Raw genomic sequence first — 15,024 nt, 5'->3', positions numbered from 1 at the left:
ATATTATTGTATTTTTACTTTTATTTCTAACCACATAGGAACATAGCTCTTAACGTCTAAATTACATATCAGACAAACAAAGATACCTAAAGGCATTACCATAGTTTGGATAGACCTATGTTTGAAAATTTATTTTCGTCTATATTATCTTGATTTTCCAACCATGATGAGCAACTTAGACATTTCTATGTATCTATGTGGTTCCTTTAAATTTTTACTCATTTAGTCTCACTACTAGCCGAAACATCCTTCAAATCCGTAATGCCCAATTCTTTATTCTGCTCTTCACGAATCTTATTGATCTCATCCATTTTACGCATGGCCACTACGATTTTCTTTCCGGCACTCTCCTTTAGGCTACTTGCTTCTCCACGATACTTGCTTTGTTCATATTGCTCCAAAAAGTGCTCAGCATAATCGATCGCGTCATTGAACCTTTGCTCCTGCCTGTTCGGATAGCTGTTGTCCGCATACAGGTATTGGGATTTGATGATCAAAAACTCTATCTCCTCGGCATATTTTGTGTCGGGATAGGTTTTCAACACATTTTCCAAAGCAATCACAGCAGCCCTATAATCATCGGCTGTACCCATATTATAATACAGCTTGGCATTATCAAATGCTTTTTTCTCCAGCTTGTCCCTTAGGTTTTGGATCAACTCCCCAGCCTCTTTGGCACGTTCAGACTCTGGATAGATATTGACAAAGAGCTGTAGTTCGTCAATTGCTTTTCGCGTATTGTCCTGATCCAAGGTAGAACGAGGGGATTCGACATAATAGCAATATGCGGACATGAATCTACATTCTTCGGCCCTAGGGCTGTTGGGATATGTTTCGGCAAAACGTTTGAAATGAAAACGTGCAGAAGTATAATCCTTCAGGCGGTAATTTGTATAAGCCAGGAAATAAAACAAATCTTCGGCTTCCGTACGTCCCCGATACTTGCTCGCCAAATCGTCAAACAGTATCTGGGCTTTGGAATATTTGCCTTTTTCATAGAATTTCACGGCTTCCTGATACTTCATAGTGATGTTATTACTGTTTTTCAGCTTTTCAAACTTGCTCTTACAGCCTGTGAAAAGCACAAAAAACAACACCACAAATAGAAGTGCACTAATACGCCTATTTAATAACATTTTGCAAAGATACATCAATTAAAATTATAAACCATACATTTTAGCACGCAATTTAATGGTTTTAAGGGATTCAAACTTCAGTGCAAAGGCGAGTTTAACAAACTTTAACCTAGCTTTTAATATATCCCCCTCATTGAGGGGGAGTGCGGTTGCAATGAGCGTGGGAGGGGGAGGCTGAAAAATCAAATAAAGCCTCTTTCATTTTCTTGATATTCTTACCTCCCCCTACTCCCTCCAAAGGGGGACAGTATTCTACAATGTAAGTACCTAAACAATTGTATTGCAAATAAAAAGGATATTCAAAACCTTATGGATTCTAAGGAACGATGTCCCCCCTCTCCATAGAAAACTGGATTTTTTCGTTCAAGGGAATGCGTTCCTCTTGGAGTTGTTCTTCGAGCCGATCGGGGTAGAGGACACCAAAAAGGTGGTCTATTTCGTGCTGGAAGATGACAGCCGTAAAACCTTCGACATTTTCTTCTTTTAGGCTTCCATCCAGACTTTGATATTGTAGGCGTATGGCATAACTGCGCTCTATGTCTTCTTTGCGATCCGGAATAGAAAGGCAACCCTCTGTTCCTTTTCGAGACAGTTTGGAACGCCAGACGATCCTAGGATTGATGTAAAATTCAAACGGGGCATCTACTTTGTCAAACCGCTGAACCCATATCAGACTCTTATTGATGCCTACTTGTGGAGCTGCAATGCCTACACCTGCATGCTCAGGGTCCTGTACCGTGGCCAGCATACGGGTTGCCAAAGTTTGCAACAATGGATAATCGTGACGAATGTCTTGCGAGGGGTTTTTCAGAACGGTCAATTCCTTTTCATCCGTTATTTGATATACATGGAGTTTATCGGTAGCTTCCCCGGACAAGATGATTGTTTTTTCGATCTCGCTAAAATTTTCGACGCTGTCTATATTCACGGATACGTTGCTTTTGTATGATTGAACAAAGATAATGGTTTCAAGATGATTTTCCTGCCCTATTTCCTTTCCGATCACGTCTTTTGAAAACAGCGGCGAACAACTATACAGGAGTAGCAACAAGCCTATAGTAACTTTCATACGAATGACTTTTTCCAAAATTATTGATTTAATCCTAATATTGGAATTGTACCTTTGCAGAAACAGAAAAAGCGCTTATGCGATTGATGGCTTTTGATTATGGAACAAAGCGGATAGGTATTGCAGTATCCGACCCGATGCAGATCATTGCAACGGCACTGGACACCATACATCCCGAAAAGATATGGGATTTTCTGAAAGAATACACGGCAAAGGAAGCTGTGGAGACTTTTATCGTAGGCAAGCCCGTACAAATGGATGGTACAGCTTCCCAATCTGCACAACATGTGACAGGCTTTGTCCGCAGACTGAAAAAGGAATACCCTCATATCCCCATTGTGGAAGTGGACGAACGGTTTACCTCGAAGATAGCTTCGGCCGCCATTGCACAAAGCAATCTGAAAAAACAGAAAAAACAACAAAAGGGTCTGGTAGACACCGTCTCGGCCACCCTTATCCTGCAAACATACATGGAAACCCAAAGTTATTGAATTATGGCCATTAAAGACATCTCATTTTTTACGGAGGACATCGTCTTTACCCTAGCACAGAAACAAAAGATACGTGAATGGATCAATAAAACAGTGATCGAAGAGGGATTTAAGCGCGTATCAGAATTGAATTTTATTTTCTGCTCGGACGATTACCTGCTCGACATCAACAAGCAGTATCTCCAACACGACACCTATACGGACATCGTGACCTTCGATTCTTCGGAAAACGAGGATGTCATTGCCGGAGATATCTTTATTTCGGTAGATCGTGTGCGTGACAATGCCCAAAAATTTAAAGTTTCCGAGAAGGACGAGCTACATCGGGTCATTATACACGGTGTGTTGCACCTATGCGGCTACAGGGACAAGAAAAAAGAAGATAAGGAAATGATGACCGCCAAGGAGAACACCTACTTAGCGAAACGAGGTTTTTAATGTAGAGACGCAATGCATTGCGTCTCTACAATGATTTTTATCTTAAAATCGCTCAAACTGAGAGAAGAAGAAGTTTCCTTCGATTTCGGCATTTTCGTCCGAGTCCGAACCGTGTATCGCATTAGCATCGATAGATTTTGCATATTTATTGCGGATCGTACCTTGTTCGGCTTTTGAAGGGTCAGTAGCACCGATCAATTTGCGAAAATCTTCCACAGCATTGTCTTTTTCTAAGATAGCTGCCACAATAGGGCCAGAAGTCATGAAATCGATCAAATCTCCGTAAAAAGGTCTGTCTTTGTGTACAGCATAGAAATTACCCGCATTCTCTCTCGACAAGTGGATATATTTCATCGCGATGATCTTGAAACCACCTGCAATAATATCATTCAAAATAGCGCCAATGTGGCCATTTGCTACCGCATCCGGCTTAATCATCGTAAAAGTTCTGTTCGTTGCCATGACTTGATTTAAAATTTTTTGCAAAGGTACGAATTATCACATCAAATTTTAAAGATATACATAAGAGCCTATAAAAAATTTCACCCTATAAATTTAAACAGGCTCAAACAAATGATGCGGATTTTTCTCATCTTTGTACATCACACTATCTGAATATAATATTGATGAAAAAACTCCTGCTTTTGTGCATTTGGATTGGTATCTGCAGCACGTTATTTGCCCAACAAAATACCTTCAAAATCGATTATGGTTTTTACATCTCCGAAGGACTAAAAAACATAGATGTAGAGAACGAGAAGGATGAGGCTAAGAAACAACTCGCCATGACAGCCTTGATGGCCTCCATATTTCAGGAGGAAGACAAACCTGTGGCACAGGCCTATGTCAATAAAGATTACCTATGGATATCCTCCGGACTCTTGCAGGAGAGCATACAGATTACGAATAAAGCCAAGGACGAGTCTTTCATCCTCTATCCACAGTTGAAGCAATATAGCCTTACGCCAAGCATAACCGACAAAATATTGGATTTAGGAGACAGCTATGACCTGTTGAGTGATCTTGCTGTCGAGTTTGTCAAGGGCAAAGAAAAAACCATTGCCGGATATCCCTGTAAGCTGGCACAGATTAAAGTAGCAAGCAACACCGAACAACCTGTCTACGTCGATATCTGGTATACCGAAGAGGTTCCGACACTATATTGGGGAGAGTACGCCTATTTGGCCAAATTGCCAGGAGCCGCACTACAGATCTCCGCTATGGGTATAGGCTTGGAAGCTCGCCAAATCACCAAAGAAGATATGGATCTTTCTATTTTTCAAGTTCCGGAGGATTATACGCTGGTAGAAGCTCCATTTGATGATTCCAACTCCGGCCCACAAGCTGTCGCCGACAATAGGCTGCTCTACACGGATAGCGTATCCGGATTGGTCGGATTGATGGACTCCTTGATGAACCCTATCACAGAAGCCGTGTACACCTATATCGCCCAATATGATGGAGAGCAGGCCATCGCATCCAACAGCAACTATAAATATGGAACGATGAACCTCAACGGTGAACCTATCCTACCCTTTACCTATGATTACCTCGCATACGATGAGAATAGCGCGTCATTTTCTTTTAATGTAGAAAATCAATACGGACTGTTGGACAGGAATGGCAAAACCATTATCCCTGCCAAGTACGAACACATTTCCTTCCCTATAAAAGGATTGGCGACATTTCAAAAAAATGGACGGTACGGACTGGTGGACTTGAAAGCAAAAGAAGTTGTCCCTCCAACACATGATTACATTTTGGAAAACTCGGAGACCCACTTCACCACATTGGAAAACGATGGCAAATATTCGCTTTACACCATTCACGGGAACAAAAAAATAACAGATCAAGCTTACGATTATCTTGCGCTCTCCGATGAACCGACCATCTTTTTGGCCTCAAAAGGAGGAAAATATGGTTATATCGATCATACCGGCAAGACGATCATTCCATTTCAATACGCGTATGCTTCCTCTTTTGCGAATGGGGTAGCACAGGTACTTATTGAAGATGCAGAGGATTACATCTGGATCAATACCAAAGGACAGAAAGTAAAACCGGCAGAGCATGAGTAAGGCCAATACACAGGACATACACCGGATATTTTCTATCCATACCCTGCACCGCGGCAAGTACATGCTCTGCTTTTTGTGCTTACTGTTCGTGATGGGTGGGATAAGTTCGGTCATACCCGTACAGGAGATCGTCAAGATCATCGTCGTACTCTTTACCATTCCGGGTATCTTGTATATTAGTGTCAAAGTCAGCCAAAACCCCTCTGAATGGACATTAGAGGAAAATAAACTAACGGTATCGTTCAAAAATAAAACATATACCTATCCTTTTGCCGAGATTGACCATATCCGTAGCCTCACACGCTCGGGAGGAAACCTCTACGTGATCTATTTCCATAAGAAATCAACAGCGCGCTATTGGCGCAACAAGCTCTTCCAAAAAGACGATGATAGCCAGCTTTTGCACGAAGCACTGCTGGAAAGCAGCGTAGAGTATTATAAGTTTTAAGTTACAAATACTTAGGTAACATAAAGTTTTGTATGTTTGACGTATGAAAAGACAATTCACCTTTCTAACCCTCTTTGTCCTTGCCCTGAGCCAATTTTCATTTGCGCAACGTAAAGGCTACTGGCAACAAAAAGTAGATTATAAAATGTCTGTCGATGTCGATGAAAAAACCTATCGATATGATGGCAATATGACATTGAAATACACCAATAATTCGGGACAGTCCTTGTCCAAAGTGTACTTTCATTTATATTTCAATGCCTTTCAACCGGGCAGTATGATGGACTATAGACTAGCCCATCTTCCGGATCCAAGTAGGAATATGATGACCAACATCGGCACAAAGGAAAAACCAAAACTGGTCAGCAGGATCTCATTGTTGAAGCCGGAGCAGATAGGTTACCAAAAAATCAAGTCGCTGAAATACAACGGTGTCACGGCCGATTTCAAAGTGGATGGCACCATATTGGAAGTAGCTCTGCCTACACCTATAGCCGCAGGACAGGAAGCCTCATTCGATCTCGTTTGGGAAGCACAAGTTCCTGAGCAGATCCGTCGCAGTGGCCGCAATTCCGCAGATGGTGTCGAATTTTCGATGACACAGTGGTACCCTAAAATGGCACATTTCGACGAATTCGGATGGCATCTCGACGAATACGTAGCCCGTGAGTTTATAGCGCCGTTTGGCAACTTTGATGTGACGATCCGTATGCAAAAAGATTATATCATCGGTGCGTCAGGTATACTACAAAATCCTAAAGCTGTAAAAGGTTACGATCAAACCGCCAAGGTACCATCCACGGACAACAAAGCTACATGGCACTTCAAAGCCGAAAATATCCATGACTTTGCCTGGGCGGCCGATAAAAATTTTGTCATCGATTCGGCGAAAACCAAAGGTGGGATAACAATATATACGATATTCATCCCTTCCAGCAAGAAAAACAAAGAAAACTGGACACAGGCGCTCGGTCTGGCCACCGAGTTTTTTGATTTCTGTGCGGATCGGTTTGGCCCATATCCATGGCCCAATTATACGATCGTGCAAGGAGGAGACGGCGGTATGGAATACGGAACAATCACCTTGGTGACAGGTAACAGAAATATCCAAAGTCTGGTCGGTGTGATCTTTCACGAAGCTGCACACTCCTGGTACCAACACCTGTTCGGGATCAACGAAACTGTCGACGAATGGTTTGACGAAGGCTTTACCAGCTATGTCCAAGATCTGGGCATGCACTACCTGTTCCACAAAAGAGGATCCGTGGAGACCAATCCCGTTATCGATGCCTACCGAGGTTATTACAAGCTGGCTTTGTCCGGCAAGGAAGAGCCCATGAGCCTACTGGCAGATTATTACAACACCAACTACGCCTACACAAATCAAGCTTACAATAAAGGATCCGTATTAGCCGAACAGCTGGGATATATTATTGGAAAAGAAAACCTGCAAAAGACTTTCCTGAAATTCTATGACGTATGGAAATTTAAGCACCCTACACCCAACGATTTCAAACGTGTGGCAGAAGAAGTCTCGGGGATCAACCTGAAATGGTACTTCAATCTATTTGTCAACACTACCCGGAAGATCGACTATGCCATTACAAATGTCACAGACAGCGGTATTACCGTAGAAAACAAGTCTGACTTTGCTATGCCGTTGGACATATTGGTCGAATATACAGACGGTTCAAAAGAGCTTTTCTATATCCCTCTACGTGAAATGCGGGGAGAAAAACCTGCGGAAAGCTATAAACTTTATGAAGGTGTCAAAAGAACGGTTTTGGAAGATGCTTTTTGGACCAACCCAACGTATACTATTCCGTTGGGCAAAACAGCCGCTAAGATCTGGATAGATCCTACCCAGCGATTGGCGGATGTGGAGTCCAGCGACAATTATTATGAGCGGAAGTAAGACATCCCATCATTCCCCGACGACACGTACGGTATAGGTTACTTCTTCCACATGATGGATGATCACCGAATGCGTCTGGGACAACTGCTGTATATCGAAAAGTTCGGTCTCTTCGTACCGTGTAGCGACAGACAGCCTCACATCGTCACAATGTGGTCCGAAAGCCTCCCAGACCTTCTCTACCGTATTATTTTGTCCCGAGAGATGGCCCAGGATAAGATGTTTTAGTCGGGCGCTTCTGTTTTCAAGGAAAAGTTCGAGTGCTATTCGGTTCGAAATATGTCCCCAACCGCTACGGATGCGGTTTTTGAGATAAAACGAATAACGGCCATATTCCAACATATCTTCGTCGTAGTTGCTTTCCAAAAACAGTACATCGGTATGCCGGATGACATGTTTCACATTGTCACATCCCCTACCAAGGTCGGTCAGGATACCAATATTGGTCACGCCATCTGTCACAACGAAACTACATGGCTCTTTGGCATCATGATATTTGGGTATACCCATGACCGTCAAGCCACCGATCCGCACCCGTGAATCTGCCTTGATGATATAGACCAGATGTCCCGGAAGCTGTAGCCGGGAGCCTTTATATGTACCCTCGGTCAGATACACAGGGATCTGATAACGTTTACAAAATACCGAAAGTCCTTTGATATGATCTGTATGCTCATGCGTGATGAAAACAGCCCGGATAGAACCTGGAGAAATACCCAGATTGGCCATGCGCAGCTCCACATGTTTGGTATTGATTCCAACGTCGATCAATACCGCATCGGTGCCCTTTGCTACATAATAGCAGTTACCGTTTGATCCCGAAGCAATAGAACAGTATTTCATATCCGAATGCAAATGTACAAACTTTGTCTCACGTAACCCTTCTCCAAAAAATATATATCCCTCCGTTTATCTTTATCCTAAATAATCACCCGATGGCCTGTAAAGATCGAAACAACTTGATAAACTAATTTAAAAAAAACACATAGATTTATTTCATTTTTGTTTATTATTGCAATAGCATCGATGGTGTGGACTCTCTGAGCGCACACCATCGATAATATCAAATTTATAAACTTATATAATTCTTTCAACCAACCTTATCATGCACGTTAACAATACGTCCGAAGAAAAAGAAAGCCTGACGAAACGAAAATCCACTTTAGGCATACGTTTATTCTTCATCTATCTCATCTGTTATGCCGGTTTTGTTGTGATTGGTGTATTTCAGTACGAACTACTCTCCGTCCAAATACTTGGAGGACTTAATTTGGCGTTGGCCTATGGCATCGGGCTTATAATTTTTGCAGTCATATTGGGCGTAGTGTACAACTATTATTGCACCAAATACGAAGATGAAGCAGAAGAAAGTGAAAAAGGAGGAACGATATGAACTACGAAATTTCGTACACGGCATTAGTATTCTTCTTTGTATTTGTAGGGCTCGTTCTCGGACTTTCCTTTTACTTTGGCCGAAAAACAAAATCTTCCTCTTCGTATTATGCCGCCGGCGGGAAAATCCATTGGACAGTCAATGGAATTGCCTTTGCCGGAGATTATCTCTCGGCAGCATCCTTTCTAGGTATATGTGGTATGATCGCCGTATCGGGCTTCGATGGTTTCTTGTATGCCATCGGCTTTTTGGCCGGATGGATCGTAGCCTTATTTCTGATTGCTGAACCTTTCAAACGCTTGGGTAAGTACACCTTTACAGATGCCCTCAATGCAAAGTTCAACTCCAGGGCGATCACCCTATCGGCATCGATCAGTACATTGATCATCTCCATATTCTATCTGATTCCCCAGATGGTAGGTGCAGGTGATCTGGTCGTACCCCTCTTGGGATTGCCGCATTGGGCCGGGGTAATATTGGTTGGTGCTATTGTGATTGTGATTGTAGCAAGTGCAGGTATGGCATCTACCACCTATGTACAGTTTCTGAAAGGTGGCCTGCTGATCATATTGTCGACTGTATTGACGGTTTACATATTAAAACATGGTCTGACCCTGTCTCCGGACTTCCAAAATAATACATACCACAAATTTATGGAACTGACGCCTCAGGTAGAAGATGGCAAAGTGGTCTCTGTACCGGGTTGGGAAGTGGTCAGTCAACAGGAAGTGGGTCAAAAGACTTTTGTCAAGCTTTCCCAAAATGGAGTAAATCGATGGTTTGATTGGGAAAAAGGCACCAATGAGCCTCTTCTGAAAGAAACGCTCACCGTGACGCATCAAGCGAATGGACAGATACTGTACAATGGAGAGCCCCAGGACAAAGATCGCTTTTACCAAGTTGGGCACATGAGCAAGATCGTGGTAAACGGACAAGAGGTCGATAAAACCGGGCCTGTTGGTCCTTTCAAATTTTTATCCACCCTACAAGATAGTGAAATTGTGAGGTTTCTTCAGGTAAAATTTGCGGACGGCAGCGATCAGATATCACTCTATTATCCACAACCCACAGCAGGATCTTCTTTTATGCTGCCCGGTCTTAAATACAAGATCGGTAGCGATGCAAGTATCTGGAGCAAATTAGATTTTATTTCATTGATGTTGGCTTTATTCTTGGGTACAGCGGCATTACCGCATATTCTGATCCGCTATTACACAGTCAAAACCCCTCGCGACGCACGCAAATCCACCATCCTCGCCATCGCTGCTATTGGAGGTTTCTACCTTTTGACGTTGTTTATGGGACTGGGAGCCGCTATCAATGGGGTGATAGATGTGGAATCGAGCAATATGGCCGCGCCTTTACTGGCCCGGGCATTTGGTGCCGCACTATTTTCGATTATTTCCGCAGTAGCATTCGCCACGGTACTGGGGACGGTAGCAGGTTTGATTGTCGCCTCTTCGGGAGCGATAGCACACGACTTTATCGATGTCTATCTCAAAAAGAACCTGAACGACAACAGTAAGGTCAAAGCTGGAAAGATTGCGGCATTCGCTGTAGGTATTTTCGCGATTATATTGGGAATGGCATTTAAAGGAGTCAATGTCTCTTTCCTTGTAGGCTGGGCATTCGCCATTGCAGCTTCCGCTAATCTACCCGCTATCCTATTCTTGCTCTTTTGGAAAAAGACTTCTGAAACAGGAATAGCAGCATCGATTATCGTGGGCATCGTATCCTCCTTGATCATTATTCTTACTTCGCCTACAATGTGGGACCGATATGGGTTAGATCCGGCTACCGTACCGCATCAACTCGAAAACCCTGCCTTGATTTCTTTTCCATTAGCTGTACTGACAGTTTACCTAGTTTCTTTATTCTATCCAAAAAAGTCAAAAATAAATGCATAAACAATGAGCCTGTCTCCTATCCTAACAATAGGAGACAGGCTCAATTTTGAGATAAATATTCGTATATTGTGCTTTATTATAACATTGTTGTACCATAAAGCTCATGTTTGTTATGCCGTATCGTAGCCCCTTGTCCAAATTCGTTTTTCTGCTCGTATGTTTATTTTCTTTGTCCTGTAACAAGGAAAACCCTGTACAATTGATAGACAAATCCCTTAAAAACCTCGAACTCAGCACAGGCGTTGCCAATAATGTGATTACCATCCATGCACAGTATTGGCAGGTCGAATTCGTCAAAGAAGCCTCCACGGGGACGCTTCTTTTAGATAAGGCAGGGAATCCTATGCAATTGACGGATAATGATCAGACCGAACACGACGGAGACCTGATAAATCTTAAGAAAACGGATGATGGGCAAGGCCTGTCGCTTTCTCTGCAAGAAAACTTCAGTGACAATCCACGTACATTTTTGATTGGTCTTGTCGAAAATGGAAACAGGGACGTTATCAGCATCACCCAACGCAGAGCAAAGGGATATAAAATCGTTGACCAGCAATTTACTGCACTAGAAGGAACACAAAAAGTCTATACAAGCAGCGAGGACTGTCTTCCATTGACATTAAGCAATACAGACCCAGAGGAAAAATATATGAAAACCGACGATATTTTCAAGAATGTATATTATTCGTCCAAGTTTGTATCCGATGATTACGGTGCGTTCGATTGGTTCTCACAAGATGTACCGTTGATTTCCATACCGGATCTACTCGTAGACGAAGCGGCTGTCTGGTCTGGTCGTGTTCCCTTTCAACAAGGAGAAACCAAAGAAGCATACATAGGTGAGGGCAAAAGCTCCGAATCCCTGTTGGTGCAGCCACACACAAATATCGATCTGGAAGGAACCATTACCTATGTCGAGCGTTCGCTGAAATTTACATGGACTATACAGAATGAAGAGTCGGGCCATCGGTTCACGGTTACAGGTCTCTTGCATCAAAAAGTTCCTGTTTCGCCAACCACAATCATAAAAAGACTGTACTAAATTAACACTCCGGCAAACTCAATGGTACCTTGATAGCAAGGCCGCCATCCGCCGTTTCTTTATACTTGACATTCATATCCTGGGCCGTCTCCCACATGGTGCTGACCACGGCATCCAGACTGACTTTCGCTTTATCGGGATTGGATTGCAAAGCCAGCTGAGCAGCAGTAATCGCCTTGATAGCTCCCATGGTATTTCGTTCTATGCACGGTATCTGTACCAGTCCGCCTATAGGGTCACAGGTCAGACCAAGGTGGTGTTCCATAGCGATTTCGGCCGCCATCAGCACCTGGCGCTGCGAGCCTCCCAGGCATTCGGTCAATGCTCCCGCAGCCATCGCCGAAGACACGCCGATCTCTGCCTGACAGCCACCCATCGCCGCAGAGATGGTCGCATTTTTCTTAAAAATAGCTCCTATCTCCGAAGCCGTTGCAATAAACTGAATGATCTTGTTTTCCCTGTAAGCATCATGAAATGTGATATAATATTGCAGCACAGCAGGGATAACACCTGACGCTCCGTTGGTTGGAGCCGTCACAACCCTGCCAAAGGAAGCATTCTCCTCATTGACGGATAGGGCAAAACAGCTTACCCAATCCAATATATAGGCAAAATATTTTCCCCCTTGGCGAATGGCCTCTATCCAGCTATCATAATCCGAATAGGACCGCCCTTTCAGGAGCTTGCGATTCAATTTAGAGGCCCTGCGTTCCACGTACAGCCCTCCCGGAAGCACACCTTCGGTATGACAGCCCTTATAGATACATTCTCGTATGGTACGAAAGATATGTAATATCCCTTCCCTGGTTTCCTCTTCACTCCGCCAAGCCAGTTCATTTTCCAAAACAAGCTCCGAAATCTTCAAGCCCGTACGCATGCACCATTTCATCAGCTCTTCGGCCGTATCCACCGGAAATGGTAAATCCACTTCGGACAGCACACTTGTCGTATCCTTCTCCTGTACCACAAAACCTCCACCTATCGAATAATAGGTTTCGCTCATCGCTGTCCCATCATCCAAAAATGCTTGGAACGTTACCGCATTGGGGTGGAAAGGCAAACTTTGGTCAAAAAGAAACAACATTTGTTCCGAATAATCAAATGCTATTTCGTGCTGTCCACCCAAAGACAACCGGTGATTGCGCTTGATAGACTCCACTTTAGGCATCACTTGGGATACATCAAAGGTTACAGGATCATCACCACTGAGTCCTAGCAAAACAGCAATATCTGTTCCATGTCCGATCCCTGTTTTTGCCAATGACCCGAACAGTAAGACATTGATCTGTTGGACCCGGGACAAAATATCTTTTTGGAAAAGAGTCTGTACAAAACGCTCTGCAGCTCTCCATGGACCAAGGGTATGCGAACTGGAAGGTCCGATGCCTATCTTAAACATATCAAATACGGAGATCTGTTCCTGTGCCATTATAATTCAAGTCTATACCTTACAAATTTGTATCAAAGGTATCATTAATTGGGATGAAAAAAAAGAGACACAGAAGCCATATCGATAGCGCACGCGTACCGTGTGTACTCTTTGTACGGTCTGCCTATATCAAAATAATTTCAACTGTGGATCCGTCACCCGAAAAGTACGTCTATGGTAAGGGGTCATTCCATGTGCAAGTACGGCTTTACGGTGCACCACAGTAGGATACCCCTTATTCGATTTCCATTCATAATGAGGGTATTCTTCTGCGATATCTTCCATATATTCATCACGATAGGTCTTGGCCAATATGGACGCCGCAGCGATCGACAGGTATTTGCCATCACCTTTGATAATGCATTGATGAGGGATTTCCGGATAAGGGATAAAGCGATTGCCGTCAACCAAAATAAACTGTGGAGCGACTTTCAAAGCATCTATGGCGAGGTGCATAGCTTTATAGGATGCATTGTGGATATTTATCTTATCAATCTCCGCTGGAGAGATACTCGCTACGGCATAAGCTAAAGCCTCCTGCTCAATAACAGGACGCAACGTCATCCGTTGCTTTTCAGAAAGCTTTTTCGAATCGTTCAAAACAGGATTGTAATAATCCCTAGGAAAGATGACCGCAGCAGCAAATACAGGCCCGGCCAAACAGCCTCTACCTGCTTCGTCACAACCTACCTCTACGAGTTCTTCTTGAAAATATGATAACAGCATCAATATAATATATGTAACTTATCTGTGATGTTCCCTTGTTTACATTTATTTACATTACTATTTCTTTTTTTTGTATTGTATATTGAGGGACAAATACAAAAGTCGGCAAAACTTTTGTGTAAAAATAGCTATTGTTGGTAGAAACAACAAGGGATAAAGAATAAAGAACCAAGAAACGAAAGAGCACAGGCAACAGCAGATTTGTATGGTAAAAAATAAATATTGTTGGTTGATATGGAGCATGATACTCCCTCTTTTATCTTTTTCTCAGAAGAAGACAAAGACGGAGGAGTACAGCTTTTTGTCTATTCCCCATATCGAAATAGATGGCAATCTTGACGAATGGAAAGGCCACTTCTATCAAAAGGACAGCGAATTATGGCAATGTGCCCTAGCACTCGAAGGAGACCACCTCTATGCCGCTGTAGTCGTCAAAGATCCGGCCTTGCAAAATGAAGCCATCATGAGAGGTATCCTATTGAATCTAAGCTACAATACCAAGAAAAAAGATGGTGCCCAGCTGTTGTTTCCTGTGGCCGATAAGGAAAGCATACGGGCTTTGCGCAATGACGAGGACCGGGACAAAAGCAATATCAAACAGGATATACTACAAGCGAGTAGGGGCTATCTGGTCAAAGGCTTTACCAAGGTCAGAGATGGGTTACTATCTTTTCAAAACGATTACGGCATCAAGGCCGTCGCCAAGTTGGACAGCAGCAATGTATTGTTGTATGAGGCGTCCATCCCCTTGGACCTCATCCATTTCAAATCCGACAGTATAGCCGTGCAGGTAGCTGTGATTACGCAATATATGCTGATGCAAAAAATAGCGCGGGACAGGCCTTCCAATAACACGATGGGCATGTACGGCATATATAGACCCACACAACCCACATTGAAAGATCCATATTCCGAAAAAACCGAAATCTGGGTAACGGGCTCGATAAAATAA

15 protein-coding genes are annotated in these 15,024 nt (G+C 43.2%); 9 read left to right on the top strand and 6 right to left on the bottom strand.

Annotated elements, in window-relative coordinates:
* Positions 1-218: 218 nt before the first annotated feature.
* Both G5B00_RS05065 and def read right to left on the bottom strand, forming a co-directional pair.
* Positions 219-1,136 carry an outer membrane protein assembly factor BamD gene (locus G5B00_RS05065; RefSeq protein ID WP_163872182.1) on the bottom strand — a complete coding sequence of 306 codons (918 nt, stop codon included), beginning with the start codon at positions 1,134-1,136 and terminating at the stop codon, positions 219-221.
* A 316-nt stretch (positions 1,137-1,452) separates the two neighbouring features.
* Positions 1,453-2,205: a peptide deformylase gene (gene def, locus G5B00_RS05060; protein ID WP_163872181.1), complete on the bottom strand. Its 753-nt coding sequence runs from the start codon at positions 2,203-2,205 to the stop codon at positions 1,453-1,455.
* Positions 2,206-2,282: 77 nt separating this feature from the next.
* On the opposite strand from def, the gene ruvX reads away from it, so the two are divergent.
* Both ruvX and ybeY read left to right on the top strand, forming a co-directional pair.
* Complete coding sequence (gene ruvX, locus G5B00_RS05055; protein WP_163872180.1) at positions 2,283-2,696, top strand: Holliday junction resolvase RuvX; 414 nt, start codon at positions 2,283-2,285, stop codon at positions 2,694-2,696.
* Positions 2,697-2,699: 3 nt separating this feature from the next.
* The gene (gene ybeY / locus G5B00_RS05050; RefSeq protein ID WP_205966307.1) at positions 2,700-3,134 is read left to right on the top strand and encodes an rRNA maturation RNase YbeY; all 435 of its coding nucleotides are present in this window, start codon (positions 2,700-2,702) and stop codon (positions 3,132-3,134) included.
* 42 nt (positions 3,135-3,176) lie between these two features.
* Here the strand turns inward: ybeY and G5B00_RS05045 are convergent, their stop codons facing one another.
* The gene (locus G5B00_RS05045; protein WP_163872179.1) at positions 3,177-3,596 is read right to left on the bottom strand and encodes a nucleoside-diphosphate kinase; all 420 of its coding nucleotides are present in this window, start codon (positions 3,594-3,596) and stop codon (positions 3,177-3,179) included.
* A gap of 164 nt (positions 3,597-3,760) precedes the next feature.
* Between G5B00_RS05045 and G5B00_RS05040 the strand changes: the two genes are divergently transcribed.
* From G5B00_RS05040 to G5B00_RS05030, 3 genes are read left to right on the top strand one after another with little or no spacing between them, the layout of a single operon-like run.
* Complete coding sequence (locus tag G5B00_RS05040) at positions 3,761-5,212, top strand: WG repeat-containing protein (protein WP_163872178.1); 1,452 nt, start codon at positions 3,761-3,763, stop codon at positions 5,210-5,212.
* Entirely contained in the window at positions 5,205-5,660 is a 456-nt protein-coding gene (locus G5B00_RS05035) for a hypothetical protein (protein WP_163872177.1), read from the top strand. Before G5B00_RS05040 ends, G5B00_RS05035 begins: the two co-directional genes overlap by 8 nt.
* A gap of 43 nt (positions 5,661-5,703) precedes the next feature.
* On the top strand, positions 5,704-7,575 hold the full coding sequence (locus tag G5B00_RS05030; protein ID WP_163872176.1) for a M1 family metallopeptidase: 1,872 nt from the start codon (positions 5,704-5,706) through the stop codon (positions 7,573-7,575).
* A 9-nt stretch (positions 7,576-7,584) separates the two neighbouring features.
* On the opposite strand, the gene G5B00_RS05025 is transcribed toward G5B00_RS05030, so the two are convergent.
* A complete protein-coding gene (locus G5B00_RS05025) occupies positions 7,585-8,418 on the bottom strand; it encodes an MBL fold metallo-hydrolase (protein WP_163872175.1) in 834 nt (277 codons plus the stop codon).
* A gap of 262 nt (positions 8,419-8,680) precedes the next feature.
* On the opposite strand from G5B00_RS05025, the gene G5B00_RS05020 reads away from it, so the two are divergent.
* From G5B00_RS05020 to G5B00_RS05010, 3 genes are all read left to right on the top strand, one after another.
* Positions 8,681-8,968, top strand: a complete 288-nt coding sequence (locus G5B00_RS05020; protein WP_163872174.1) for a DUF485 domain-containing protein — start codon at positions 8,681-8,683, stop codon at positions 8,966-8,968.
* Positions 8,965-10,875 (top strand): cation acetate symporter, encoded by a 1,911-nt coding sequence (locus G5B00_RS05015; RefSeq protein WP_163872173.1) that lies wholly within the window; start codon positions 8,965-8,967, stop codon positions 10,873-10,875. The genes G5B00_RS05020 and G5B00_RS05015 overlap by 4 nt, the downstream gene beginning before the upstream one ends.
* 199 nt (positions 10,876-11,074) lie before the next feature.
* Complete coding sequence (locus tag G5B00_RS05010) at positions 11,075-11,917, top strand: hypothetical protein (RefSeq protein WP_163872172.1); 843 nt, start codon at positions 11,075-11,077, stop codon at positions 11,915-11,917.
* A 1-nt stretch (position 11,918) separates the two neighbouring features.
* Here the strand turns inward: G5B00_RS05010 and G5B00_RS05005 are convergent, their stop codons facing one another.
* Together G5B00_RS05005 and G5B00_RS05000 are read right to left on the bottom strand one after the other, a co-directional pair.
* Complete coding sequence (locus G5B00_RS05005; RefSeq protein WP_163872171.1) at positions 11,919-13,346, bottom strand: L-serine ammonia-lyase; 1,428 nt, start codon at positions 13,344-13,346, stop codon at positions 11,919-11,921.
* 129 nt (positions 13,347-13,475) lie between these two features.
* Positions 13,476-14,072: a ribonuclease HII gene (locus tag G5B00_RS05000; RefSeq protein ID WP_163872170.1), complete on the bottom strand. Its 597-nt coding sequence runs from the start codon at positions 14,070-14,072 to the stop codon at positions 13,476-13,478.
* A 205-nt stretch (positions 14,073-14,277) separates the two neighbouring features.
* Here G5B00_RS05000 and G5B00_RS04995 point away from each other — a divergent pair, with 205 nt between their 5' ends.
* On the top strand, positions 14,278-15,024 hold the full coding sequence (locus G5B00_RS04995; protein ID WP_163872169.1) for a hypothetical protein: 747 nt from the start codon (positions 14,278-14,280) through the stop codon (positions 15,022-15,024).

This window comes from Parapedobacter sp. SGR-10 (assembly GCF_011030405.1).
Classification (GTDB): Bacteria; Bacteroidota; Bacteroidia; order Sphingobacteriales; family Sphingobacteriaceae; genus Sphingobacterium.
Note: the sequence above shows the minus strand (reverse complement) of the source record. Positions and strands in the feature narration are given on the sequence as shown.

What these genes read in the sequence shown, in the direction of transcription:
- ruvX (WP_163872180.1), top strand. Translation starts at nt 2,283, where the DNA reads ATGCGATTGATGGCTTTTGATTATGGAACAAAGCGGATAGGTATTGCA.
- def (WP_163872181.1), bottom strand. Translation starts at nt 2,205, where the DNA reads ATGAAAGTTACTATAGGCTTGTTGCTACTCCTGTATAGTTGTTCGCCG.
- G5B00_RS05040 (WP_163872178.1), top strand. Translation starts at nt 3,761, where the DNA reads ATGAAAAAACTCCTGCTTTTGTGCATTTGGATTGGTATCTGCAGCACG.
- G5B00_RS05000 (WP_163872170.1), bottom strand. Translation starts at nt 14,072, where the DNA reads ATGCTGTTATCATATTTTCAAGAAGAACTCGTAGAGGTAGGTTGTGAC.
- G5B00_RS05005 (WP_163872171.1), bottom strand. Translation starts at nt 13,346, where the DNA reads ATGGCACAGGAACAGATCTCCGTATTTGATATGTTTAAGATAGGCATC.
- G5B00_RS05045 (WP_163872179.1), bottom strand. Translation starts at nt 3,596, where the DNA reads ATGGCAACGAACAGAACTTTTACGATGATTAAGCCGGATGCGGTAGCA.
- G5B00_RS05030 (WP_163872176.1), top strand. Translation starts at nt 5,704, where the DNA reads ATGAAAAGACAATTCACCTTTCTAACCCTCTTTGTCCTTGCCCTGAGC.
- G5B00_RS05025 (WP_163872175.1), bottom strand. Translation starts at nt 8,418, where the DNA reads ATGAAATACTGTTCTATTGCTTCGGGATCAAACGGTAACTGCTATTAT.
- ybeY (WP_205966307.1), top strand. Translation starts at nt 2,700, where the DNA reads ATGGCCATTAAAGACATCTCATTTTTTACGGAGGACATCGTCTTTACC.
- G5B00_RS05035 (WP_163872177.1), top strand. Translation starts at nt 5,205, where the DNA reads ATGAGTAAGGCCAATACACAGGACATACACCGGATATTTTCTATCCAT.
- G5B00_RS05020 (WP_163872174.1), top strand. Translation starts at nt 8,681, where the DNA reads ATGCACGTTAACAATACGTCCGAAGAAAAAGAAAGCCTGACGAAACGA.
- G5B00_RS05015 (WP_163872173.1), top strand. Translation starts at nt 8,965, where the DNA reads ATGAACTACGAAATTTCGTACACGGCATTAGTATTCTTCTTTGTATTT.
- G5B00_RS04995 (WP_163872169.1), top strand. Translation starts at nt 14,278, where the DNA reads ATGGTAAAAAATAAATATTGTTGGTTGATATGGAGCATGATACTCCCT.
- G5B00_RS05065 (WP_163872182.1), bottom strand. Translation starts at nt 1,136, where the DNA reads ATGTTATTAAATAGGCGTATTAGTGCACTTCTATTTGTGGTGTTGTTT.